This window comes from Paraburkholderia tropica (genome assembly GCF_014171495.1).
Taxonomy (GTDB): Bacteria; Pseudomonadota; Gammaproteobacteria; order Burkholderiales; family Burkholderiaceae; genus Paraburkholderia; species Paraburkholderia tropica.
Genome location: NZ_CP049135.1, coordinates 1374616 through 1396195, shown reverse-complemented (window position 1 = coordinate 1396195; position 21580 = coordinate 1374616). Strand labels below are relative to the sequence as shown.

27 protein-coding genes are annotated in these 21580 nt (G+C 65.7%); 23 read left to right on the top strand and 4 right to left on the bottom strand.

The window, feature by feature from the left end; all coding sequences use genetic code 11:
- The first annotated feature begins 287 nt into the window (after positions 1-287).
- The 7 genes from G5S35_RS21075 (at position 288) to G5S35_RS21045 (ending at position 8679) form a co-directional block, all read left to right on the top strand.
- Complete coding sequence (locus G5S35_RS21075; RefSeq protein WP_237181390.1) at positions 288-1844, top strand: flavin-containing monooxygenase; 1557 nt, start codon at positions 288-290, stop codon at positions 1842-1844.
- 29 nt (positions 1845-1873) lie between these two features.
- A complete protein-coding gene (locus G5S35_RS21070; RefSeq protein WP_074981124.1) occupies positions 1874-2812 on the top strand; it encodes an SDR family NAD(P)-dependent oxidoreductase in 939 nt (312 codons plus the stop codon).
- A complete protein-coding gene (locus tag G5S35_RS21065; protein WP_065061694.1) occupies positions 2809-3711 on the top strand; it encodes a metal-dependent hydrolase in 903 nt (300 codons plus the stop codon). Before G5S35_RS21070 ends, G5S35_RS21065 begins: the two co-directional genes overlap by 4 nt.
- Positions 3712-3717: 6 nt before the next feature.
- Positions 3718-4638, top strand: a complete 921-nt coding sequence (locus G5S35_RS21060) for an alpha/beta fold hydrolase (protein ID WP_176079699.1) — start codon at positions 3718-3720, stop codon at positions 4636-4638.
- Between the two features lie 93 nt (positions 4639-4731).
- Positions 4732-5778, top strand: coding sequence for an alpha/beta fold hydrolase (locus tag G5S35_RS21055; RefSeq protein WP_420874535.1), 1047 nt, complete (start codon positions 4732-4734; stop codon positions 5776-5778).
- A 140-nt stretch (positions 5779-5918) separates the two neighbouring features.
- Entirely contained in the window at positions 5919-7679 is a 1761-nt protein-coding gene (locus tag G5S35_RS21050) for an AMP-binding protein (RefSeq protein ID WP_183038947.1), read from the top strand.
- Between the two features lie 58 nt (positions 7680-7737).
- The gene (locus tag G5S35_RS21045; protein WP_110325823.1) at positions 7738-8679 is read left to right on the top strand and encodes a DUF1571 domain-containing protein; all 942 of its coding nucleotides are present in this window, start codon (positions 7738-7740) and stop codon (positions 8677-8679) included.
- A gap of 320 nt (positions 8680-8999) precedes the next feature.
- On the opposite strand, the gene G5S35_RS21040 is transcribed toward G5S35_RS21045, so the two are convergent.
- The gene (locus G5S35_RS21040; RefSeq protein ID WP_065061689.1) at positions 9000-9614 is read right to left on the bottom strand and encodes a thioredoxin fold domain-containing protein; all 615 of its coding nucleotides are present in this window, start codon (positions 9612-9614) and stop codon (positions 9000-9002) included.
- A gap of 8 nt (positions 9615-9622) precedes the next feature.
- Positions 9623-9886 carry a hypothetical protein gene (locus G5S35_RS21035; protein ID WP_146229922.1) on the bottom strand — a complete coding sequence of 88 codons (264 nt, stop codon included), beginning with the start codon at positions 9884-9886 and terminating at the stop codon, positions 9623-9625.
- Between the two features lie 444 nt (positions 9887-10330).
- On the opposite strand from G5S35_RS21035, the gene G5S35_RS21030 reads away from it, so the two are divergent.
- From G5S35_RS21030 to G5S35_RS20960, 15 genes are all read left to right on the top strand, one after another.
- A complete protein-coding gene (locus G5S35_RS21030; RefSeq protein ID WP_065061688.1) occupies positions 10331-11008 on the top strand; it encodes a Crp/Fnr family transcriptional regulator in 678 nt (225 codons plus the stop codon).
- A gap of 98 nt (positions 11009-11106) precedes the next feature.
- Entirely contained in the window at positions 11107-11661 is a 555-nt protein-coding gene (locus tag G5S35_RS21025; RefSeq protein ID WP_065061687.1) for an RNA polymerase sigma factor, read from the top strand.
- A 144-nt stretch (positions 11662-11805) separates the two neighbouring features.
- Positions 11806-12042: a RebB family R body protein gene (locus tag G5S35_RS21020; RefSeq protein ID WP_065061686.1), complete on the top strand. Its 237-nt coding sequence runs from the start codon at positions 11806-11808 to the stop codon at positions 12040-12042.
- Between the two features lie 22 nt (positions 12043-12064).
- Positions 12065-12784 carry a hypothetical protein gene (locus G5S35_RS39525; protein WP_237181388.1) on the top strand — a complete coding sequence of 240 codons (720 nt, stop codon included), beginning with the start codon at positions 12065-12067 and terminating at the stop codon, positions 12782-12784.
- A gap of 29 nt (positions 12785-12813) precedes the next feature.
- Positions 12814-14229: a patatin-like phospholipase family protein gene (locus tag G5S35_RS21010; protein ID WP_074981134.1), complete on the top strand. Its 1416-nt coding sequence runs from the start codon at positions 12814-12816 to the stop codon at positions 14227-14229.
- Between the two features lie 223 nt (positions 14230-14452).
- Entirely contained in the window at positions 14453-14920 is a 468-nt protein-coding gene (locus G5S35_RS21005) for a hypothetical protein (RefSeq protein ID WP_074981136.1), read from the top strand.
- The gene (locus tag G5S35_RS21000; protein WP_237181387.1) at positions 14908-16026 is read left to right on the top strand and encodes an extracellular catalytic domain type 2 short-chain-length polyhydroxyalkanoate depolymerase; all 1119 of its coding nucleotides are present in this window, start codon (positions 14908-14910) and stop codon (positions 16024-16026) included. The genes G5S35_RS21005 and G5S35_RS21000 overlap by 13 nt, the downstream gene beginning before the upstream one ends.
- On the top strand, positions 16023-16685 hold the full coding sequence (locus tag G5S35_RS20995; protein WP_183038946.1) for a hypothetical protein: 663 nt from the start codon (positions 16023-16025) through the stop codon (positions 16683-16685). Before G5S35_RS21000 ends, G5S35_RS20995 begins: the two co-directional genes overlap by 4 nt.
- Before the next feature lie 43 nt (positions 16686-16728).
- Positions 16729-17169: a lysozyme gene (locus G5S35_RS20990; RefSeq protein WP_183038945.1), complete on the top strand. Its 441-nt coding sequence runs from the start codon at positions 16729-16731 to the stop codon at positions 17167-17169.
- A gap of 93 nt (positions 17170-17262) precedes the next feature.
- Positions 17263-17466 (top strand): hypothetical protein, encoded by a 204-nt coding sequence (locus tag G5S35_RS20985; RefSeq protein ID WP_065061679.1) that lies wholly within the window; start codon positions 17263-17265, stop codon positions 17464-17466.
- Positions 17459-18169, top strand: coding sequence for a hypothetical protein (locus G5S35_RS20980; RefSeq protein WP_065061678.1), 711 nt, complete (start codon positions 17459-17461; stop codon positions 18167-18169). Before G5S35_RS20985 ends, G5S35_RS20980 begins: the two co-directional genes overlap by 8 nt.
- A 71-nt stretch (positions 18170-18240) precedes the next feature.
- Positions 18241-18564: a RebB family R body protein gene (locus G5S35_RS20975; protein WP_065061677.1), complete on the top strand. Its 324-nt coding sequence runs from the start codon at positions 18241-18243 to the stop codon at positions 18562-18564.
- Between the two features lie 28 nt (positions 18565-18592).
- Positions 18593-18919: a RebB family R body protein gene (locus G5S35_RS20970; RefSeq protein ID WP_065061676.1), complete on the top strand. Its 327-nt coding sequence runs from the start codon at positions 18593-18595 to the stop codon at positions 18917-18919.
- 56 nt (positions 18920-18975) lie between these two features.
- Positions 18976-19302: a RebB family R body protein gene (locus tag G5S35_RS20965; RefSeq protein WP_065061675.1), complete on the top strand. Its 327-nt coding sequence runs from the start codon at positions 18976-18978 to the stop codon at positions 19300-19302.
- A 109-nt stretch (positions 19303-19411) separates the two neighbouring features.
- The gene (locus G5S35_RS20960; protein ID WP_065061674.1) at positions 19412-19960 is read left to right on the top strand and encodes a hypothetical protein; all 549 of its coding nucleotides are present in this window, start codon (positions 19412-19414) and stop codon (positions 19958-19960) included.
- A gap of 189 nt (positions 19961-20149) precedes the next feature.
- Here G5S35_RS20960 and G5S35_RS20955 read toward each other — a convergent pair whose 3' ends face one another.
- On the bottom strand, positions 20150-20749 hold the full coding sequence (locus G5S35_RS20955) for a hypothetical protein (protein ID WP_231957649.1): 600 nt from the start codon (positions 20747-20749) through the stop codon (positions 20150-20152).
- A gap of 31 nt (positions 20750-20780) precedes the next feature.
- On the opposite strand from G5S35_RS20955, the gene G5S35_RS20950 reads away from it, so the two are divergent.
- Positions 20781-20972, top strand: a complete 192-nt coding sequence (locus G5S35_RS20950; protein WP_124260639.1) for a hypothetical protein — start codon at positions 20781-20783, stop codon at positions 20970-20972.
- Positions 20973-21012: 40 nt separating this feature from the next.
- On the opposite strand, the gene G5S35_RS20945 is transcribed toward G5S35_RS20950, so the two are convergent.
- Positions 21013-21504, bottom strand: coding sequence for a nuclear transport factor 2 family protein (locus G5S35_RS20945; RefSeq protein ID WP_065061672.1), 492 nt, complete (start codon positions 21502-21504; stop codon positions 21013-21015).
- Positions 21505-21580: the final 76 nt, after the last annotated feature.

The window sequence follows — 21580 nt, the reverse complement described above, 5'->3', positions numbered from 1 at the left end:
TCGCGTGCCTTGCGCGTGCCTTGCGCGCGACGCCTGAAAACGCCCCAAACACGCTCCCGCGTTTTCGGCCCCGTTTTTTCCTCTCCGTTTTTTCCCGCTCCCACGTCCGTCCGAGTCGCGCCAAATCCGCCTGAAACCCATGCCAGGCAGGCGTTTTCGCGTATTCGCAGCCGCCGCGCGTTGTGTCCCGAATGCTCCCTCTAGCCCCTTGCGCGATCTCGCCGCGCGCACTATGTTTACATCATCCAATGTAACAGTTAAAAATGAACCATAGGGAGACGCTCCGGATGAACGCATCCACCCGGTCTTTGGGCGAGCCGCTTGGCGTCGCCATCATCGGCACCGGTTTCGCGGGGCTGGGCATGGCGATCCGTCTGCTGCAGCGCGGCCACACCGATTTCGCCGTATTCGAGAAGGCCGGCTCCGTGGGCGGCACCTGGCGCGACAACCATTACCCCGGCTGCGCGTGCGACGTGCAATCGCACGTCTACTCGTTTTCGTTCGCGCCGAACCCGCGCTGGACGCGCATGTTCGCGCCCCAGCCCGAGATTCGCGCGTATCTGAACCGCTGCGTCGACAAGTTCCGTCTCTCGCCGTGGCTCAACTTCGACCACGAGCTCCAGAGCGCGCAATGGGACGACGCCGCGCATTGCTGGCGCCTTGCCTTCGCGAACGGCCGCCGCATCAGCGCGCGCGTGCTGATTTCGGCGATGGGCGGTCTCTCGCGCGCCGCGCTGCCCGCGATTCCCGGCGTGGAAAGCTTCGCGGGCAAGGCCTTCCACTCGCAGCACTGGGACCACGGCTATGCGCTCGAAGGCAAGCGCGTGGCCGTGATCGGCACGGGCGCGAGCGCGATCCAGTTCGTGCCGCAGATCGCGCCGAAAGTGGCGAAGCTCGACCTGTTCCAGCGCACGCCGCCGTGGATCATGCCCAAACCCGACCGCGCGCTCTCGCCGTTCGAGCAGTGGATGTTCCGCACGCTGCCGTTCACGCAGAAGATCATGCGCACGGGCCTGTACTGGCTGCTCGAATCGCGCGTGCTCGGCTTCGCGATTCATCCCTCGCTGATGAAGAACGTGCAGAAGATCGCGCTGCGCCACATCCGCCATCACGTGAAGGACCCGGCGTTGCGTGCGGCCGTCACGCCCGACTACACGATCGGCTGCAAGCGCGTGCTGATCTCGAACGACTACTATCCGGCGCTCACGCGCGAGAACGTCGACGTGGTGACGAACGACATCGCGCGCATCGACGCCACCGGCGTCATCACCGCCGACGGCCGGCATCGCGAAGTCGACTGCATCATCTACGGCACCGGTTTTCAGGTCGCCGATCCGTTTCCGCGCGGCGCGATCATCGGCCGCGACGGCGTGGATATCGTCGATACGTGGCGCAACGGCGCGCATGCGTATCTGGGCACCGCGCTGCCCGGCTATCCGAACTTCTTCATGCTGGTCGGCCCGAACACGGGGCTCGGCCACAACTCGATGGTGTTTATGATCGAGTCGCAGATCGAATACGTGCTCGGCGCGCTCGACGCCATGAAGAAGGACCGCGCCGATTCGATCGAGGTTCGTCCGAGCGTCGAAGCGCGCTTCAACGAGCGCATCCAGCAGAAGCTCGATCGCGCGATCTGGTCGGTGGGCGGCTGCAAGAGCTGGTATCTCGATCCGCGCAACGGCAAGAACACCACGCTCTGGCCGGGCTTCACCTGGCGCTTTCGCCAAGCCACCGCGAGCTTTTCGATCGGCGAATATCAGGTGTTCCGCAAAACACATCATCAGGATGCCGAACTACTGTTGAGCGTCGCGGCGCACACGACACACACGACCGAGGCCGCCTGAGCGGCCCAACAGGGAGAGGGAGCACTGACATGAAACACTTCGACAACAAGGTCGCCGCCATCACGGGCGCAGGCTCGGGCATGGGCCGCTCGCTCGCGGTGCAGCTCGCGGGCGCGGGCTGCCATCTCGCGCTCGCCGACAAGAACGCCGTGGGCCTCGCCGAAACCGAGCGCATCGTGCGCGCGCTCGCGCCGAGCGTGCGTGTGACGACGCGCGTGCTCGACGTGGGCAAGCGCGACGCGATGTTCGCGTGGGCCGACGAAACCGCCGCCGCGCACGGCCGCGTGAACCTCGTGTTCAACAACGCGGGCGTGGCGCTCTCCAGCACCATCGACGGCATGTCTTACGACGATCTCGAATGGATCGTGAACATCAACTTCTGGGGCGTCGTGCACGGCACGAAGGCGTTTCTGCCGTATCTGAAAGCGTCGGGCGACGGCCATATCGTCAATACGTCGAGCGTGTTCGGCCTGTTCGCGCAACCGGGCATGAGCGGCTACAACGCCACCAAGTTCGCGGTGCGCGGCTTCACCGAATCGCTGCGCCAGGAACTCGACATGATGAAGTGCGGCGTCTCGGCCACCTGCGTGCATCCGGGCGGCATCCGCACCAACATCGCCCAGGCGAGCCGCGTCGCGTCGAACATGGTCGGCTTCATGGTCGCGAGCGAGCAGCAGGGCAAGGACGAATTCGAGAAGTTCTTCATCACCACCGCGGACGACGCCGCGCGCACGATCCTCACCGGCGTGCGCCGCAACGCGCGCCGCGTGCTGATCGGGCGCGACGCGCGCGCCGCCGACTGGCTCGCGCGCGTGCTGCCGTCCGCGTACCAGGCGCTCGTCGTGATGAGCGCGCGCCGCGAAGCCGCCAAGGCGAACCGCCGCGCCCGACGCGCCGCGCGCGAAGCCGCGCTCAACGGCGGAGCAAGAAACAACAACGCAGGCAATAATCAGGGAGAAACAGCATGATCATGCCGGTCCGACGCGATATCCGCTTCGCGCTACCGCCCGAACGGGCTTGCGACTGGCACGTCGAAGGCGTGCCGGTCACCCACTTCTTCAACGCGCTGTCGCTGCTTTTTCCCGCGGGCGAGCGCTTTTTCATGGACTCCGTGCGCCACTATCGCGACCAGATCGACGACCCCGACCTCAAGAAGCAGGTGATGGGTTTCATCGGCCAGGAAGCCATGCACACGCGCGAGCACGTCGAGTACAACGACCTGCTGCAAGCGGCGGGACTGCCCGCGCACAAGCTCGACAAGCGGCTGTGGGCGATCCTCAACTTCGGGCGCAAGGTGTTGCCGCCTTCGCTGCAACTCGCGCAGACGGTCGCGCTCGAACACTACACGGCCATGCTCGCGGATCTGCTGCTCGCCGAGACCGGTTCGCGCATCGAAGGCTCGGTCGAAGGCTACAAGCAGATGTGGCTCTGGCACGCGCTCGAGGAAACCGAGCACAAGTCGGTCTCGTACGACGTGTGGAATACGGTCATCAAGCCGGGCCCGAAGCGCTATCTGATGCGCACCGGCACGATGCTCGCGACCACCGTGCTGTTCTGGCTCATCGTGTTCGACTATCACCTCGCGCTGATGCGCCGCCACAAGCGCCGCATCGGCAAATTCAGCGGCTGGTGGAAGCTGTTCAAGTTTCTCTACGGTCCGCGCCACGGCGTGTTCCCGAGCATCGCGATGGAATGGCTGCGCTTCTTCAAGCCCGGTTTTCATCCGTGGGATCACAACAACCGCCAGCATCTCGAACGCATCGACGGCCTGATCTCGCAGATCGACGCCACCAACGCGCAGTACGCCTCGCAGGCCGCGCCGCGCCGTGTGCCGCTGCATCCGGCGGGCTCGCCGCGCGCGGCCTGACGCATCATGGCCGCGATCGAAACCTTCGAAGTCGATGCCGGCGACGTACGGCTCGCGGTCTATGCGAGCGGCCCGCGCGACGCGCCGCCGCTCGTGCTCGTGCACGGCTATCCCGATTCGGCGCGCGTGTGGGACGCGTTGCGGCGCGAACTGGACGCGCGCTATCGCGTGATCGCGTACGACGTGCGCGGCATGGGCGCGTCGAGCGCGCCGTCGAATCGCGCAGGTTATCGGCTCGAACGGCTCGCGCACGATCTGATGACGGTCGCCGAGGCGACGTGCGGCGCGCGGCCGTTTCATCTCGTTGCGCACGACTGGGGCTCGATTCAGTGCTGGGAAGCTGTCACCGATCCGGCCAACGCGGCGCGCCTCGCGTCCTATACGTCGATTTCGGGGCCGTGCCTCGATCACGTCTTTCGCGCGCCGACGAATTTCCGCCAGACGCTCAAGTCCTGGTATATCGCGTTCTTTCATCTGCCGCTGGTGCCGCAGCTCGTCTGGCGGCTCGGCGGCGCGGCGCTCTGGCCGTGGTGGCTGCGCAAGACCGAAGGCGTACGCGCCGAACGCGATCCGCAGCAACTGCGCAACTGCCTGAACGGTCTCCAGCTGTATCGCGCGAATTTCATCACGTGCGCGCGGCGGCCGCGCGAGCGGCGCACGCAGGTGCCCGTGCAGTTCATCGTGCCGCGCTTCGACCGCTATGTGACGCCCGCGATGTCCGAGCACGTCGCGCAATGGCTCGGGCGTTACCGGCGCGAGCTCATCGACGCGCCGCACTGGACCGTGGTGCGCGACGCGCCGCTGATCGCCGCGCGCGTGCATCGCTTCATCGCGTGGGCGCGCAACGAGGCGTCGCCGCCGGTGCAGGCCGTGGAGGCTTCGCAGACGAGCGACGCCCGCGCGAGCGTGTTGCCTGAGAGAACCTGAGCAGCGTCGTTACCGCGCGCATCGCCACGCAGCAACGCGCGGTCATGACAACATCGAGACACACCCCTTCGGAGAGGTCCGCCGGTGAACGCCATCGCCCTGCCCCTTGCAACCGGAATCGCCGTGATCGTGGCCGCGTGCGCCGCGCTCGCGCTCTATACGCGGCGCACCACGCGCCGCATCGAAACCGCCGTGCCGATGGACGGCCGTCACATCGAGATCGACGGCGAGCGCCTGCATTACGTCGAATTCGGCAACCCAGACGGTCAGCCCGTCGTGTTCGTGCACGGTCTGTGCGGCCAGTTGCGCAACTTCGCGTATCTGCCGCTGGAAGCGCTCGCGCGCGACCATCGCGTGATCCTGCTCGATCGCCCCGGCTCCGGCTACTCGACGCGCGCGCCGAACGGCCCGGCGAATATTCGCGCGCAGGCCGATAGCGTCGCGCACTTCATCGCCGCGCTGGGGCTCGAACAGACCGTGCTCGTGGGGCATTCGCTCGGCGGCGCGCTCGCGTTGTCCGTCGCGCTCGATCATCCGGAAGCAGTGGCGCGTCTCGCGCTGATCGCGCCGCTCACGCACGTGCAGACCGAGGTGCCGAAGGCGTTTCGTCCGCTCGTGCTGCGCTCGAATGCCGTGCGCCGCTTCGTGTCGCGCACGTTCGCGACGCCGTTCGGCCTCGCCACGAGCGCGAGCACGTTGCGCGCGGTGTTCGCGCCCGAAGCTGTGCCGCGCGACTTCCGCACGCGCGGCGGCGCGCTGCTGAGCCTGCGTCCGCAGGGCTTCGTGAACGGTTCGCGCGATCTCGTCGCCATCGAGGACGCCGACGATCTCGACCGGATGACGCAGCGTTATGCGCAGCTGGGCGTGCCCGTCGACGTGCTGTTCGGCCGCGACGACATCGTGCTCGACTGGACGCGTCACGGCGAGGCGCTGCGCCTTGCGTCGCCGCGCGTGTCGCTCAAGGTCGTGAACGGCGGCCACATGTTGCCCGTGACGGCGCCGTCGACCACGTACGACTGGCTGCGCAGCGCGATCGCGGGCACGGCGCACGCGAGCGCCGAACGCGCGATCGCCGTCGATCAGCGTGACGAACGCGAGTTGCCGCTCGACGCGCCCATGCACGGACGTCCGGCGATCTGAACGGCGCGCGGCCACGCGCCGCTAGAGTGACTGCTCGGTACTGATGCAAGCGTTTTGCGAGGCGTCGTTGTTATCGTAAGGGCGGCCGTGTCGATCAGCACGCGCGCGGCGCCCAAAACAAAGACAGACTGGAGACGACCATGGCAGCCCAACTGCAAGCGCAGACGACGGCTCGCGGCGCGCAGCATGCCGCGCCCGACACCGACGGCATCTGGTACGCGTCCTATCCCGCCGGCGTTCCGCCCGAGATCGACGTTACGCAATACGAAACAATTTCGCAGTATTTCGACGAGTGCGTCTCGCAGTTCAGCGAACGCGTGGCCTATGTGAGCGTGGGCGCGTCGCTGACTTATGGCGCGCTCGCACGCAAGGCCGAAGCGTTCGCGGCGTGGCTGCAAGGCGTGGGCATCGCGCCGGGCGAGCGCGTCGCCATCATGCTGCCGAATACGTTTCAGTATCCCGTCGCGCTGTTCGGCGCGCTCAAGGCGGGCGCGGTGGTCGTCAACGTCAATCCGCTCTATACGCCGCGCGAACTCGCGCATCAGTTGAAGGACAGCGGCGCGCGCGCGATCGTGGTGTTCGAGAACTTCGCGAAGACGCTCGAAGAAGCGCTGCCCGGCACGCGCATCGAGCACATCGCGGTGACGGGTCTCGGCGATCTGCTCGCGGACGGCCTCAATCTCAAGGGTCGTCTGCTCAATTTCGTGCTGCGCCGCGTGAAGAAGATGGTGCCGAACTACACGCTGCCGAACGCGGTGCGTCTGCGCGCGGCGCTCGACATCGGCGCGCGGCGCACGCTCGCGAACGCGCTGCGCACGAGCGGCGACCTCGCCTTTCTGCAATACACCGGCGGCACGACCGGCGTGGCGAAAGGCGCGATGCTCACGCATCGCAACATTCTCGCCAACGTGCTGCAAGCGAAGGCGTGGTCGGCGTCGCAACTCTCGGGCGAAGTCGAAACGGTGCTCACGCCGTTGCCGCTCTATCACATCTATTCGCTCACGGTGAATGCGCTGATCTTTCTCGGGCTCGGCGGACGCAATATCCTGATCGCGAATCCGCGCGACACGAAGCGCATGATGATGATCCTGCGCCGCGAAACCTTCACCGGCATCACGGCGATCAACACGCTCTACAACGCGCTGCTCGACAGCGAGGCATTCCGTCGGCGCGACTTCTCCGCGCTCAAGCTCGCGATGGCGGGCGGCATGGCCACGCAGAAGGCCGTCGCCGACCGCTTCAAGACCGTGACCGGGCAGCCGATCGTCGAAGGCTACGGACTCACGGAGTGCTCGCCGATCGTCGCGACCAATCCCGTCGATCTACAGAACATGCGCGATTTCGAAGGCTCGATCGGCTTGCCCGTGCCGTCGACGCAAGTCCGTTTTCGCCGCGAGGACGGCACGTGGGCCAACATCGGCGAACCCGGCGAACTGTGCGTGAAAGGCCCGCAGGTGATGCTCGGCTACTGGAATCGTCCCGACGAAACCGCGCAGGTGCTAGACGCCGACGGCTGGCTCGCGACCGGCGATATCGGCGTGATGGACGCGCAGGGCTTCATCAAGCTCATCGACCGCAAGAAGGACATGATCATCGTGTCGGGTTTCAACGTGTATCCGAGCGAGATCGAGGACGTGGTGGCGATGCATCCGGACGTGCGCGAAGTGGCCGCCATCGGCGTGCCCGATTCCGTGCAGGGCGAGCGCGTGAAGGTGTTCGTGGTCGCGCGCGATCCCTCGCTCACGGCCGAGGCGGTGATCGCGCATTGCCGCCGTCAGCTCACCGGTTACAAGGTGCCGCGCCTCGTGGAGTTTCGCGAGGCGCTGCCGCAAACCAACGTCGGCAAGATCCTGCGCCGCGCGCTGCGCGACGAGGAAATCGCCCGGCAACGCGCGGCGTAGATCGCGCGGGCTACACCGGCTTTTATCGAGCAGGCCAACATAAACAGGGAGACGCATCATGAACACCGCTTCAACGCTTGCTTCGCTGCCTCGCCAACCTCGCCGCGCATTCAGGGCGATCGCGTGCGCGGCGCTCGCGCTCGCGTGCGCCGGCGCGTTCGCGCAGGACGACAACGCCGCCAGCGAACAGATCGGCGCCGCCGCACCGCAAGGCGCCGCGCCGTCGGCAGCCGAAGTGAGCAAGCTTTCCGTCGATCAGCAGGTGCGCTGGCTGCAGAAGGCGCAAAAGAGCGGCGCGCTCGTGAAGATGGACGACGCGCAGCTCACCGCGCTGTTCCAGGCGCTCGATCCCCTCGTGGTGCCCACGGTCATCAAGCTCGGGCCGTCGGGTTATCCGTCGTACGAGTTCACGCTGTCGCGCTGGGAGCGCCTGAACGGCAAGTGGCCGAGCAAGCCCGCGCACATGCTCGTGAAACTCGATCACGACCCGCTGCGGATCTACGCGAAGTGGCTGCCCGACGGCGAGCATTCGGGCGAGGAAGTGATCTACGACGCTTCGAAGAAGTCCGATGAAATGTACGGCCACCTGGGCGGCCTGCTCGGCGTGATGCCGATGTGGACCGCGCTCGACGGCACGCTCGCGCGCTCGCAGTCGAATCACAAGATCACCGATCTCGGGACCGAGTTCATCGTCAGCCAGTTCATGACCGACGCGAAGAAGTATGTGGAAGTGGGCGCGCCGTACAAGCCCGAAGTCGAGGTGAAGACGATGAACGGCGTGCGCGTGGTCGCGCTCACCTACACGTCGCCGAGCGGCAAGCCGCAGTTCTACGCGAAGAAGCAGACGCTCGGGCTCGATCTGCGTCATCCGTATTTCCGCACCGTGGAAGCGTACGGCGACGACGGGCAGATCTTCGAGAAGATCGTGATCGACAGCATCACGCCGAAAAGTTTCGATGCCGAAGCGTTCGATCCGAAGAATCCGGACTACAAGTTCTAGTTCGCGCGTGCGTCGCGATCAAGGTGAGGGTTTTCGGGAGAGTGGACGGGGTGAAGCGCGGGTTGCATCGCGCGCTCACCGGAAAATACGGCCTCTGACTCCTGGAATTCCTCACCTTTTGCGTTTTTGAAGCGCGTGGCCGACCGTTTCGGGTCATTCCAGGTGATTCCGACTGCTTCGGGTGATAGATCGGCGTACCAGGCGACTCACCTTGATGGTTGATCGCCTGGAATTCCTCACCTTCAGCGCTTTTTGCCTGCGTGCGGTGAAGCGGCGATGCGCGCCGCGTCTCACCCTCGACGCGCATCTCCTGGAACGTCTCACCGATACTTCTGCAACTCCGGATCCGTGATCGGCTGCTCGGGCAGATTGAGCAGGCCCGGCAGCGCGCTCAGCTTCGGCACGCCGTCATAGTCGGCCCAGCGGCCGCCCGAACCTTGGTAGATGATCGACGGCGTGCCCTGAAAACCGAGGTCCTGGAACAACTGCATATTGCTGTCGAGTTGCGCTTTCGCCGCGGCGGGAATGGTGGCGAGCGGCGCGATGCCGCCCGATTCGTCCTTCTCGTTGTAGCGCGTTTCCAGCACCTTCAGGAGCGCCGCGCGGTCTTTCGCCTGCAATAGCGCAGCCGCCTTGCCCGGCGAATCGGGCTTGAGGAAGCCCATCGGAATCCAGTGCACCTGCAGGCCCGCCGCTTCATACGGTTGCAGCGCCTTCCACACCAGGTGACAGAAAATACAGTTCGGGTCCATGAAGACGTAAAGCGTCGACTTCACGTTCGCGCCGCTCGCGCCTTCGACGATCGCGCTCGCGCTCTGGAATCGCGCGGCTGCCGTGGCGGGCAGCCAGACGGTCGCGGGATCGTCCGCGGCCATGGTGGGCGCCGCCGCGCCGAATGCGCTCGCGGCGATCAGAATGCTGATCCACTTCTTCATTATTCACCTCAGGTTCGTTCCGCGCGCGTCGAATGCAGGCGCGTTGCCCGCGCGCGGAGCCCGTATCTTATGGCGCAGACGTGGCCCGCCCCTGACGCGAACCTGGCAGAAATGTCAGGAGGCGCGACCAGGCGATCGAAGGTGAGAGTTTGCGGGACGCTGCGCGACTCGAAATCGGCGAGCGACGAATTGGCGATGCGCATTGTTTGAATGCGCAATGCGCGCGATTTTCCGTCGCGACGACGGCCGGCAAATGCGTTGTGATTCTTCACCCAGATATCGCCCGGCAATTTAATCTGGAATGCAAATTAATTTGAAGTCAATCGATTCGATACCCGGTCTCGCGTTTCGGTAAGCCGACGCATCGCGCTTCCTTTCGCGATCGCAAACTTCGCTACCGCATTCGACCGATTCTTTCGCCGCCCTTTCTCTCGCGCGGCGGGCGATTTCTCGAATCCTGCCCTGAAACAAGGCATATTACGCATCCCGCATGACGCTCGCCTCGCGGCGGTCGGCCTATGCGCGATGCAATGCGCTCCGCATCATCCGCTCATCGCACACGTTCCGCACGTGCGACACGTGTCGCGCGCAGGCGCGGCGCGGGCGAGCGCAGCTATCAACATTGACAGGGTAAAGGGGCCTGCGCTTCACATCCGGCATGGCAGGACGTTTCCGCCAGTGAGTCGCCACACCACATCAAGAAAGGCAAGGACGTCATGCCAGCCGCCAAAGACCATTACGGGGTTCGCTCATTCGCGTTGCTACAGGGGCTGCCCGAATCACTCGTGCAGCATATCGACGAACGCCTCACGCCCTGGCCCGCTCAACGCAGCCGGCTGTTGTTCTTCAAGGGCGATACGGAGAATTTCGTCGCCTTCGTGCATCGCGGACACATCTATCACACGCTGCACGAGCCGGGCGGGCGCGAAATCATCCTCGACTACACGCTCGCGGGCGGGCTTGTCGGCGAGAGTGCGCTGCTGCATCCGCGTCGCCGCAGCTTCAATGCGCAACTGAGTCCCGACTGCGAGATCTCGCTGCTGCACGAAGCGCATTTCGCCGTGTTGCAGGCCAATCCGCTCTTCATGCTGCGCGTCCAGCAACTGCTCTGCAATCGCCTCGAGCAACTGAGCGACTTCGTGGAATCGGCCTGCCTGTACCGGCTCGAAGCGCGGCTCGCGCGCCATCTGCTCACGCGCATGGGCGACGGCGAGCGACACGAAGTCCGTCTGCCTGGCAATCAAAGCATCATGGCCGCGATGCTCAACGTGAGCCGGCCGCGCCTGAATTCGCTGCTGCAACGCTGGCAGCGCGAAGGGCTGATCCGACCGCAGGCACACATGCTGTGCATCGAAAATCCGGAGCGCCTTCGCCATATCGCCACGGCCGGATGAAGCACGCTGCATGGGCATCGCGCGCGTTGTTACGTACGCGACTGCTTTCTTCACACGATTGGCCGGATCCTGCTGATTCCATCCACGGAGGACGCAGAATGAACATCACAACTTGTGGCGGCGACGAGACCACGGCCTACCGCGAGCAATTCGATTGCACCTGGAGAGATGTGCAAGGCAAGTTGCGCCGACGCGCGCGTCTGCTATGCAAGGGCGATCCCTCGCGCGCCGACGATCTGCTCTCCGACACCGCGCTGAAAGTCCATCTCTACATGCAGCGCTCCCCGGATCGCGTGAAGAACCTCGCGGGCTTTTTCTTTCTCGCGCTCAACCATGCCTTTCTCGATCATGCGCGCCGACGCGGCCGCGAGGATCGCGTGATCGAGCACGGCGCCGAATGGGAAGACGAGCAGTGCATTGCCGTCGCCGATCGCGCGCTGCCCATCGATCAGCAACTCGCGCTCAAGCAGCAACTCGCGCGCATGGAGGCGGCCGTCGCCGAACTCGCGCCCGCGCAACGCACGCTGTTCGCCCTGAAATTCGAGGATGAACTGCCGTATCCGCAAATCGCCGACACGCTCGGCATCAGCGAGGCGCTCGCACGCAAGCGCGTCGAACTGCTGCGCAAAAAGCTGCGCCAGAAGCTCGACTAGGCGCGACGCGCATGCGCGTCGCCGGCCGGCTTCGCAGCCTTCACAAGCACGCCGGCGATGCGTCCGTATTCAGGCAAACCACGCAGCGCGATGCCAGTCGCCTCGCGCTTTCCGCCACCCCCATGCCGTACTTAAGGAGTCGTCATGGCAGACAACACCGCCGTCAACGGCCAGATCACCGACGCCGTCACCCAAACCAACGTCAAGGTCGTGGCCGAAGCCCCGGCCCAGGCGCTCGCTTCGCTCTATCAGTTCGCCAGTCATTCGGCGGGCCTGTCGTTGCAGAACGCCGTGCACAGCCAGCAGGCGCTGAACCAGATTTCCAGCGCCGTGATTTCCAAGGCCGTGACGATGATTCTCGCCGTCGGCGACAAGAGCTGACGCGCGTGCGGAGACCTGAACCATGAGCCTCAAGGACCTCTTTGGCGGCAAGTCCGCCGCGAACGCCGCCAGCGCCGCACCGCCCACACCGCCGCCCGCTGCGGCGTCGCCCTCATCGTCGGCCTCATCACCTGAGGCTGGCGCGACGTCAGGCGCGGACAACGCCGGCGCGACCGCCGCGAGTCAAAGCGCCACCGGCACGGCAAACGGCGGCGCGGCGACCGCCGGCCCGTCCACGGCACCGGCCACCCCGCCCACCCCGGCGAGCCCGCCCGCGAGTCCGCTTGCGGGCTTCACCGCGCAGATGCAAGGCGGCGCGGCCGCTGCGCCCGCCACCGACGCGCTCAACAGTCAGATCGTGCAGGCGGTCCAGTTGACCAACGCCGAGACGACCGCCTACGCGAGCAGCCAGATCGCCGCCGGTCCGAACATGATGATCAGCCAGGCGAGCGGACTCGTCGCGCAGTCGGCCGCGAACTACTTCGACGGTGCGAGCAAGCTCGCGCTCGCCAGCAAGAGCGTGCTGCTCAAGAACATGACCGAGAAGCTGCTCCAGGAAGACATTAAGGGCGCGGCCGAGGATGCGCTCGGCGTGCTGATCACCGATCTGCTGGTCGGCACGGCGGCGGCCGTCGCGGCGGCCGCAGGCGCCATCGAAGGCGAATCCGCGCATTTCGCGCTCGAAAAGATCGACCAGAGCATCAACAAGTATCAGTCGCTGCTGGACCGCAAGGGCGGCTAGCCGACCCATTCCATCAACAGGAGAACGACATGCTCGACCTACATTCGCTCGTGCTCGGCGGCGGCGGCGCCAAAGGCGTGGTCTACCCCAAGGCGCTCCAGAAACTGCATCGCGACCGCCAGATCGATCTGCGCGCCGTGCCCCACGTGGCGGGCGCGAGCGCGGGCGCGCTGACCGGCTTCATCCTCGCGCTCGGCGGCACGCCCGAAGCGATCGCACGTCTTTCGCCGACCATCAGCGAAGCGCTGCCCTTCGCGACCAAATCGTTCGCGAATCGCAGCGAAAAGCGCATCGCCCTGAGCCGCGCGTCGACCGTCGTCGACTACGCGGCCGACAAGCTCGACGGCTCGGCGATTCCCTCGGTGCTGATGATCTGGGCCGAAACCGCGCTGCTGCAACTGATGCGCCGCATCGTCGAGCAAATCGACCTCGACGACGAAGGCGACAGCTACCTCGCGCTCGACGGCGAACGCTATTACCTGAACGAGCTGCATGGGCGCGGCATGGGCTGCTTCTGGGACTACGACGTCGACCCGGGCGGCCCGCACATCGCCGCGCTGCGCGCCGCGCTCGCCACCGGCCTGCGCGATCTGCGGCGCTTCGGCTGCTATCTTGTCGGCACGCATCACCGCATCGTCACCCTGCTGCGCGACGCGGGCATCGACGCCGGCTGGAAGCATCTGAGCGTCACGCTCACACGGCTCTATCCGGCGCAGGTCGACAGCGAGGCGCTCGCCGAGACCTTCGGCTCGCTGAACTATGTGTCGACGCTGTTGCCGCCGGGAACGTGGTCGACCGATCGCAATCCCGTCCATAAGGCGTTCGTGCGTCACGAAGGCGTCTGCCTGCTCGCGGCCGCGCAGGCGAGCGGCGCCTTTCCGCTGCTGTTCGCGCCGACACCGCTCGGGCCGTCGCCGTCGCTGCGCGACTTCCTCTACACGGATGGCGGCTGCATGAGCAACATGCCGATCGAAGCGCCCATCTTCGCGGACAGCATCATCGGCAGACCGCCCGCCGAGCGCGACATCCTCGCGATCGGTCTGAACGACGGCGACGAAGCGAGCAGCCTGCCCTCCGGCTGGCAGATGTGGGCCGTCCAGCGCCTGATGCTGCCGTCGGCGCACAAGACCATCGTCGTGCCCGCCGACAACTCGTTCTACGCGAACGCGCGGCGCGACATTTGCAGCATGCCGCCCGCCGCGCAAACCGAGCACGGCGCGTTGTTCCGCTTCAGCATGAAACCCGAAGGCGACTACCGCATCTTCTACGCGAGCAAATTGCCGGACGCACCGATTTCGCTGACGGCGGAAATTCCGACCGGCGCGCAAAGCCGCAGCGTGCAGGACGCCATCGACGCGTATGCGGACACCATCGCGCGCAATCTCGCGCAGCTCGTGCAGCAGGCCGGACAACCACGCGGCGGGCTGGTCTGGGGCGGACTGTAAGCGGCCGCGTGCGTTAGCGCCATCGCATCGATCGTGCTCGCGCGGTTTGGGTGAGCACGATCGATGCCTCGTCGCTCCATCGACTATATTTTGGCATCCGAATTATTTTGATTCGATGCCTGCGTGGGTCGCTTGAAAATCGCGCTCCAAAACCGCGCTTCATGGTGGCTTCCCGCGCGAGCTTCTTCCGCAACCCGTTAGCCGTTTTCACGGATCGACCGACATGTCTCCGCCCGCACCGGCATCGCGTCAAGAAGGGCCCCGCGCGGGCGGACTGCCTTCGCTGAGCCGCAGTCCGATTCATCTGCTGTCCGCGCTCGTCACGGTATCCGTCGACAAGCTGTGGGACAGCATGTTGCTCGACATGGCCAAAACGCTGCCGTTCGAGCAGAAAGCGCATTTCCTGCTGATCGTGGCGCTGTTGCTGTTCGTCGTCACCACGCTCAGCACGACGCTCACGCAGTCGAGAGTCGACTCGGACTCGCCCGGCGTCGCGCTCGCCAAAGGTCTCGCGATGGGCGTGCTCGCCAGCCTGCCCTACACCTTCAGCGCGACGGAAATGGATTTGCTGTTCATCGGCTGGTCGGGCATCAACGAGTTGCAGCAGCAGCATCGGAAGACTCGGCAGGACCCGAAGCCGGATCACCGCTTTTCCCCCACCCAACAGGAGAACGTCCCGTGGACTCCCTGATTTGCTTGTCGCGACGCCTCGCCGCCGCCCGATTCTCACGCTTCACACGCTTCACGCTCGCCACATTCGCCGCACTCGGCCTGCTGGCCGCCGGCAGCGCGCGAGCCGCGGACGCGCCGCCGTTGCCCGCCCTCGCTGCCGATGCAAGTCAGGTCACGGTCTCGGGCTTGTCGTCCGGCGCGTTCATGGCGGCGCAATTCAGCGTCGCCTATTCCCAGAGCGTGGCGGGCGCCGGCATTGTCGCGGGCGGCCCGTTTTACTGCGCGGGGCTCAATCCGAACGGCGGCCGCGACCGCTTTCTGATCACCGCAAGCACGCTCTGCATGACGCCGCCGGGCGCCGCGCCGTCCGGCGCCGCGGCATTCAAGGCCGCCCAGCGCTTCGCCGCCGACGGCCTGATCGACGACGTCGCGAACCTCAAGCGCCAGCGCCTGTATATCTTCACGGGCGCCTCGGACAAGATCGTCCTGCCGAAGGTCGTCGCGCAGACGCGCGCCTTCTACCGTAGCGCTGACGTCCCCGATGCGCAGATCGCCTATGTCGACACCATCAACGCCGGGCACGCGCTCATCACCGCGAACCGCAACGATCTGCCCTGCGCGGCCAACGCGCCGCCCAACCTCAACAACTGCAACTTCGTGCAGTCGCACGACATCCTGCGCCAGCTATATGGCGAACTCGCGCGACCGGCCACCAAGCTGAACGGCGAGCTGCTCGACTTCGATCAGACCGAGTTTTTCCAGGGCGGGCGCACGGGACTCGCCGATGTGGGCCACGTCTACATCCCCGCCGACTGCCTCACGCAGACATGCCGCGTGCACGTGGTCTTTCACGGCTGCACGCAGGAGGACAGCCGTCTCGGCGATCGCTTCTTCACGACGACCGGCTACAACCAGATCGCAGACAGCAATCGCATCATCGTGCTCTATCCGCAGATCCGCACCGACAACCGGCGCAATCCGAAGGGCTGCTGGGACTTCTGGGGTTACACCAGCGACGATCCCGCGCACCCGGACTTCTTTATCAAATCGGCTCCGCAGATGTCCGCCATCGAGGCGATGGTGCAACGCCTTCTCAGCGCGCGCAAAGCAAAGGATGAACGATGAACCCTTCGACTTCACATCGCAGGCGCGCCGACGCCACCGGCGCTTGCGCCACGAACGGGGCTGCGGCTCCCGCGTCCGGGCCGCTCGCGGCCACGCTGTTCGGGCCGATCGCAGGCACCCTTGCCGAGCCGTTTCTGCAGGCGTTTCTGCGCTGGGCGCCCGCACCGACATTCGCGGCCCCGCCGCCGTCGGCCGCGCAATGGAAGCCATGGCTCAAGGCCGTGCTCGACTGGCGCGAGGCCGTCGGCGAGCGCATCGAGGACAACGCGTGGGAAGGGCCGCGCGCCTGGCATCAGCGCTACGACACGGCCGGGCTCGTCGAATTCGGACGGCAGGTCGCGCACACCACCCATCAACTCGGCAAGCAATGGCTCGACGCACAACTGCTCGCGGCGGCGCAGTGGCGCGAGCAAGGCTTCGCGCTGTTGCCGCAATGGCTCGATGCACGCGGCCAGGCCGACGCCGCGCTGATCGCCGGCGAAGCCCAGCAGGCGGCGCGCCGGCAATGGGACACGCAAAACGAAGCGCTGATGCAATGGTTCAGCGACGCGGGCCCCGCCTATCAAGCCTGTCTTCAGCAATGGCTCGACGACGATCCCGACGAGCGTCGCGCTCGTGCAGACGCCAACGTCGACGCTCCCGCGCCCGATCCCGCTTGATCCAGCCTGATCCCGCCATCGACACATTCAGCGAGGAACCCTCATGAAAGCCAATTCCGCCGGTCTCGCACTCATCAAGCATTACGAAGGATTGCGCCTGATCGCTTACGCCGACGTGGTAGGCGTGCTGACGATCGGATACGGACACACGGGCGCCGATGTCACGCCGGGGCTCGTCATCACGCAGGCGCACGCCAACCAGTTGCTCGGCGACGACCTCGCGCGCTTCGAGAGCGGCGTCGGCAATCTCGTAGACGTGCCGCTCAACGCGAACCAGTTTTCTGCGCTCGTGAGCTTCAGCTACAACCTCGGGCTCGGCAATCTTCGCCAGTCGACGCTGCTGCGCTGCCTGAACCGCGGCGACTTCACGGCCGCCGCCAACCAGTTCCCACGCTGGGACCGCGCCGGCGGCCGGGAACTGACGGGCCTGCTCAAGCGACGTCAGGCCGAACAGACGCTGTTTCTGACGCCACTCGCAAGCTGAGCGTTCACAACCGGCGCGCACGCAGCGTCCTGACCACGACAGGCGTGCGCGTTTCGCGTCTGTCCCGTCACGTTCACTCCCGGAGAATTCATCATGCAGAACGACCTGAACCAGATCCACGACGTCGCCACGAAACTGCTCGGCAGCCATCTGGCCCAATGGGGCGAAGCGATCCTCAACGCTTCGGCCGGTCACGACGACAACAAATACCTCGGCGTGCTGCACGCGCTGCTGTCGGTGCGCAACGCGCTCGAGCCGTTCGTCGGCGGCCACGCGCAGGACGCGAGTCATGGCTGATGCCGCGCTCAACCCCGCGCTGCGCCAGATCGCCGAGCAGTATCTGAACCGCTCGCTCGAAGCCCAGGAAGAAGCCACCTTGCTGCGGCTCCAGCAAGGCTTCCAGGGCCAGGCAGCGACGCCGTCCGCGACGCAGTCGCTCGACGCCGTCGAGCAGGCGCGTCGTCAGGTGCAGGCCGCCATCGGTCAGGGACAGGCGCAGGCGGCGTCCGGCATGCGCACCCTCCTCGAGACGATCCAGACCAGCTCCGCTCAGGCGCTCGAAGTCCAGGACAGAGAGGAACAGGCGATTCTCGCGCTGCTCGAGCACTGCAAGACGCTCTCCGATCTGCGGCCCGCGGCGCTCAATCCCGAACTCGCGCAATTGCAGCCCGGCAACCAGCTTGCGCTCACGCAGATCGCCGCGCATCTGGCCGGCCTCGCGAAACAGGAAGTCGAGCAGTGCTTCAACCAGCAATTCGGGCCGCTCGTCACGCAGTTGCAGGACCTGATCCAGCGAATCAACGCGCAGGAAGCGGCGAAGGCCGCGCCCGGCAACAACGGCGGTCTCGACAACGGCGGCGCGAACGCTCCCGCCGTGCCGAACCACGCGGGCAATCCCGCTGCAGGCAGCACGACGAACGCTGGCGCAGCGACGCAAAACACCCAGACCGAGCAGGCAAGCGGTGTTCACGAGCCGTCCGGCGGCTCGTCCATGCAGTAGCACGGCGCGACGCGCAACGCTGCCGCCCGTCGGCGCCGTGCATCCACACTTCAACCTCAAGGAGCAACACCATGTCTTTCCCGACCTCTGTCAACGACCAGATCACGGACGCCGTCACGCAATCGAACGTCAAGGTGCTCGGCGAATCGCCGGCGATGGCCATCGGCTCGCTGTACCAGACGATGGCGCACTCGACGGGCATCCTGTTCGAGAACTCGGTCTCGGCGCAGCAGCAACAGAACACGCTCACGCAGGCCGCCTCGAACATGGGCGTCATGCAGATCTACAGCATGGATACGATGGCCGGCGCCGCGGGCACGGAGAAAGTCGCCCAGGGCGGCGTCGCCGACAACCTGACGAGCCTGCTCACCGTGTTGCAATCGTTCCGCCGCTGATCGACTGCCTCGACACCGGAGCTGAACCATGGCCTACACCACCGCCGTCAACTCGCAGATCACCGACGCCGTCACGCAGGCGAACGTCAACGTGCTCGCGCAGGCACCCGCGCTCGCGCTCGGCTCGCTGTTCCAGAGCCTCGCGCACTCGACCGGCATTCTGTACGAGAACACGGTCTCGGCGCAGCAGCAGCAAAACACGCTCGCGCAAGCCGGCGCGAACATGGGCGTCATGCAGATCTACAGCGTCGACACGATGGCCGACGCCGCCAGCACCGAAAAGGTGAGCCAGGGCGGCGTTTCCGACAACCTGACCAGCCTGCTCGCCACGATGCAGGCCTTCCAGAACCGCTGATCGCGCGCTGAGCGCGTGCAGAGCGCGCGCGGCCGCTGTCTCAAAGGAGAACTCAAATGACCTTTCCGACTTCCGTGAATAACCAGATCACCGACGCCGTTACGCAATCGAACGTGAAGGTGCTCGGCGAAGCGCCCGCCATGGCGATGGGCTCGATTTACCAGACCATGGCGCACTCGACCGGCATTCTGTTCGAGAACGCGGTGTCGGCGCAGCAGCAACAGAACACGCTCGCGCAGGCCGCTGCGAATCAAGGCGTGATGCAGATCTACAGCATGAACACGATGGCCGGCGCGGCCGCCACCGAAAAGGTCTCGCAGGCCGGCATCGCCGACAACCTGACGAGCCTGCTCACCGTGCTGCAAAGCTTCCAGAATCGCTGACTTCCCTCGTTCCGCGGCCGGCAACGCCCGACGCCTGCTGCGGAACGCGTCCTTTGCCCTGCGTACGTGGCGCGTAGCAGGGCTTTTTTACCGCCTTTGGAGACGGATCATGACGATTCATCGAGTTTATGTGCGCGGCCATGGCGGCCTCGACAAGGGCCCGCTTCCGCCAGCCGCCGACGCGCCGATCGACATCGTGACCGTCGGCGAGTTCGGCTGCACGATGTCCGGCCAGGTCGCCGACGCCTATATCTACGGCCACGTCACCCGCGCGGGCATCGCCAACGATATCGAATCGGCGCGGATCATCTACTGGACATTCGAACAGAGCGACGCCTACGACGGAAGCGGCGATCTCGACCTGCCGAAGCCACCGCTGAACGTCACGCCCGAAGAAAGCGCGACGCACAACCTCGTGTTGCAGGGCGACGGCGGCCTCGGCGAATGCGGCGTCTGCTACTGGAGCGCCGCGAGTTCGGAACTGCGCTGGCTCGTTGAACTCGGCGACGGCGACGAAATCACGCTGGCGCAGATTCTCGACTTGCTGCGCAATCTGCCACTCGCCCCCGACGACGCGATCGAGCTTTACTGGACGGCCTGCATGAGCGCGAAATACTGGCGCGGCTCGCGCAAGCGCGTGTCTTTCAAACCCCAGTAGTATTCGCGTCGCGACGCCGTATATTCCGCGCTGTCGCTCCTGAATACGCTCACCTTGGTCTTGCATGGCGGCGAAACGGACGGCGGTCGGTGAGCGTACACCGACCGAATGGATCACCCGCGACGCAGATTCACCGGTCCGTCCGGCATCGCGGCTTCATCGCGGCTTTCACGAATCGCGACACGCGCACTAGAACTTGAACCGCAACTGAAACCCGACCGTAAACGGCAGGTCGTCGGAAGGAATCGGCGGAATGACGATGAAGTTCACGCCCACGCGCTTGTACGCGACCATCACGATCGGCGCGACGACCGGACCGACTGTGTGATTACGTCCGAGCCCCCAGTTGCCGTAGTTGTAGCCGGAGATGATGCCGCCCATCGCCGCGAGCCGCACGAAGCCCCAATGCAGGAATTCGGGCGCCCAGACCGCGCCGCCGTACCACGACGGCCGACGCAGCGAGTTGCGGAAACCGCCCGCTGTGAGCGCCCAGGTATCGCTCGGCCAGCATTCGATGCCGAGACCCGGATTGAACTGCTCGAAGTCTTTGTCGGGATGGATGTGATACGAGCCGACCATGGCGTCGACCCAGAGCCCCGCGCCGCACCAGTCGGCCGCGTGCGCGCTGCTTGCCGCGCCGAATGTGCCAAGTGTGCCGAACACGGCGCCGAATGCGAACAGCAGCCATGCCGCGACCTGCCGTCGAAGCGGCCTGGTGCGCTTGCGCGTATCGGTTGCTGTGATGCCGCTCGTCCCTGTGATGCCATTGCGCGCTTGCCCAAACCGCATGGATTCTCCGTCCTCGCTCGCGGCGGATCGCATGGTCCGCGCACTCGCTGTCTTGTTCTTCGATGGCGACGGCAAACTGTACCGCAAGGCGCTGCGCACGCCTATCGACTCTGTCGAGCACACGCTCGGATCGCGTCTTGCTGCCGGCCTGCCGTGTCGCCTGTTCGCCGACGACACGCGGCGGCGCGACCCATCATGCCAGCCCGATGAGTCGCGCCGATGAACGCGAAGAAGAACGCAAGGAACAGCGGATAACGCGCGGCTCAGAGCCCGAGTTCGCTCAGGCCCGGATGATCGTCGGGACGGCGGCCGAGCGGCCAGTGATAGAGACGGTCGGCCTCGCGGATCGGCAGATCGTTGATGCACGCGAAGCGGCGCGCCATCAGGCCGTGCTCGTCGAACTCCCAGTTCTCGTTGCCGTACGAGCGGAACCAGTTGCCCGAATCGTCGTGCCATTCGTAGGCGAAACGCACCGCGATGCGATTCTCGGTGTACGCCCACAGTTCCTTGATGAGCCGATAGTCGAGCTCGCGCGCCCACTTGCGCGCGAGAAAACCGACGATGGCCTCGCGCCCCGTGACGAATTCCGCGCGATTGCGCCACACGCTTTGCGGCGTATAGGCCAGCGAAACGCGCTGCGGATCGCGCGAATTCCAGCCGTCTTCCGCGCCGCGCACCTTCTGGATGGCGGTTTCGCGCGTGAACGGCGGCAGCGGCGGACGGACTTCGGCGGTGCTCTGGACGGGATCACTCATGTTCGGACTCCTGGGAACGGGCGGCGCGCCGGGTTGGCGTCCGCGAAAACTTGTGGGATGGGCCGGTGGAAAGCGG

Bases quoted from the DNA above. Each gene is read 5' to 3' on its own strand.
- G5S35_RS21075 (WP_237181390.1), top strand. From the start codon at position 288: ATGAACGCATCCACCCGGTCTTTGGGCGAGCCGCTTGGCGTCGCCATC.
- G5S35_RS21070 (WP_074981124.1), top strand. From the start codon at position 1,874: ATGAAACACTTCGACAACAAGGTCGCCGCCATCACGGGCGCAGGCTCG.
- G5S35_RS21065 (WP_065061694.1), top strand. From the start codon at position 2,809: ATGATCATGCCGGTCCGACGCGATATCCGCTTCGCGCTACCGCCCGAA.
- G5S35_RS21060 (WP_176079699.1), top strand. From the start codon at position 3,718: ATGGCCGCGATCGAAACCTTCGAAGTCGATGCCGGCGACGTACGGCTC.
- G5S35_RS21050 (WP_183038947.1), top strand. From the start codon at position 5,919: ATGGCAGCCCAACTGCAAGCGCAGACGACGGCTCGCGGCGCGCAGCAT.
- G5S35_RS21045 (WP_110325823.1), top strand. From the start codon at position 7,738: ATGAACACCGCTTCAACGCTTGCTTCGCTGCCTCGCCAACCTCGCCGC.
- G5S35_RS21040 (WP_065061689.1), bottom strand. From the start codon at position 9,614: ATGAAGAAGTGGATCAGCATTCTGATCGCCGCGAGCGCATTCGGCGCG.
- G5S35_RS21030 (WP_065061688.1), top strand. From the start codon at position 10,331: ATGCCAGCCGCCAAAGACCATTACGGGGTTCGCTCATTCGCGTTGCTA.
- G5S35_RS21025 (WP_065061687.1), top strand. From the start codon at position 11,107: ATGAACATCACAACTTGTGGCGGCGACGAGACCACGGCCTACCGCGAG.
- G5S35_RS21020 (WP_065061686.1), top strand. From the start codon at position 11,806: ATGGCAGACAACACCGCCGTCAACGGCCAGATCACCGACGCCGTCACC.
- G5S35_RS39525 (WP_237181388.1), top strand. From the start codon at position 12,065: ATGAGCCTCAAGGACCTCTTTGGCGGCAAGTCCGCCGCGAACGCCGCC.
- G5S35_RS21010 (WP_074981134.1), top strand. From the start codon at position 12,814: ATGCTCGACCTACATTCGCTCGTGCTCGGCGGCGGCGGCGCCAAAGGC.
- G5S35_RS21005 (WP_074981136.1), top strand. From the start codon at position 14,453: ATGTCTCCGCCCGCACCGGCATCGCGTCAAGAAGGGCCCCGCGCGGGC.
- G5S35_RS20995 (WP_183038946.1), top strand. From the start codon at position 16,023: ATGAACCCTTCGACTTCACATCGCAGGCGCGCCGACGCCACCGGCGCT.
- G5S35_RS20990 (WP_183038945.1), top strand. From the start codon at position 16,729: ATGAAAGCCAATTCCGCCGGTCTCGCACTCATCAAGCATTACGAAGGA.
- G5S35_RS20985 (WP_065061679.1), top strand. From the start codon at position 17,263: ATGCAGAACGACCTGAACCAGATCCACGACGTCGCCACGAAACTGCTC.
- G5S35_RS20980 (WP_065061678.1), top strand. From the start codon at position 17,459: ATGGCTGATGCCGCGCTCAACCCCGCGCTGCGCCAGATCGCCGAGCAG.
- G5S35_RS20975 (WP_065061677.1), top strand. From the start codon at position 18,241: ATGTCTTTCCCGACCTCTGTCAACGACCAGATCACGGACGCCGTCACG.
- G5S35_RS20970 (WP_065061676.1), top strand. From the start codon at position 18,593: ATGGCCTACACCACCGCCGTCAACTCGCAGATCACCGACGCCGTCACG.
- G5S35_RS20965 (WP_065061675.1), top strand. From the start codon at position 18,976: ATGACCTTTCCGACTTCCGTGAATAACCAGATCACCGACGCCGTTACG.
- G5S35_RS20960 (WP_065061674.1), top strand. From the start codon at position 19,412: ATGACGATTCATCGAGTTTATGTGCGCGGCCATGGCGGCCTCGACAAG.
- G5S35_RS20955 (WP_231957649.1), bottom strand. From the start codon at position 20,749: ATGCGGTTTGGGCAAGCGCGCAATGGCATCACAGGGACGAGCGGCATC.
- G5S35_RS20950 (WP_124260639.1), top strand. From the start codon at position 20,781: ATGGTCCGCGCACTCGCTGTCTTGTTCTTCGATGGCGACGGCAAACTG.
- G5S35_RS20945 (WP_065061672.1), bottom strand. From the start codon at position 21,504: ATGAGTGATCCCGTCCAGAGCACCGCCGAAGTCCGTCCGCCGCTGCCG.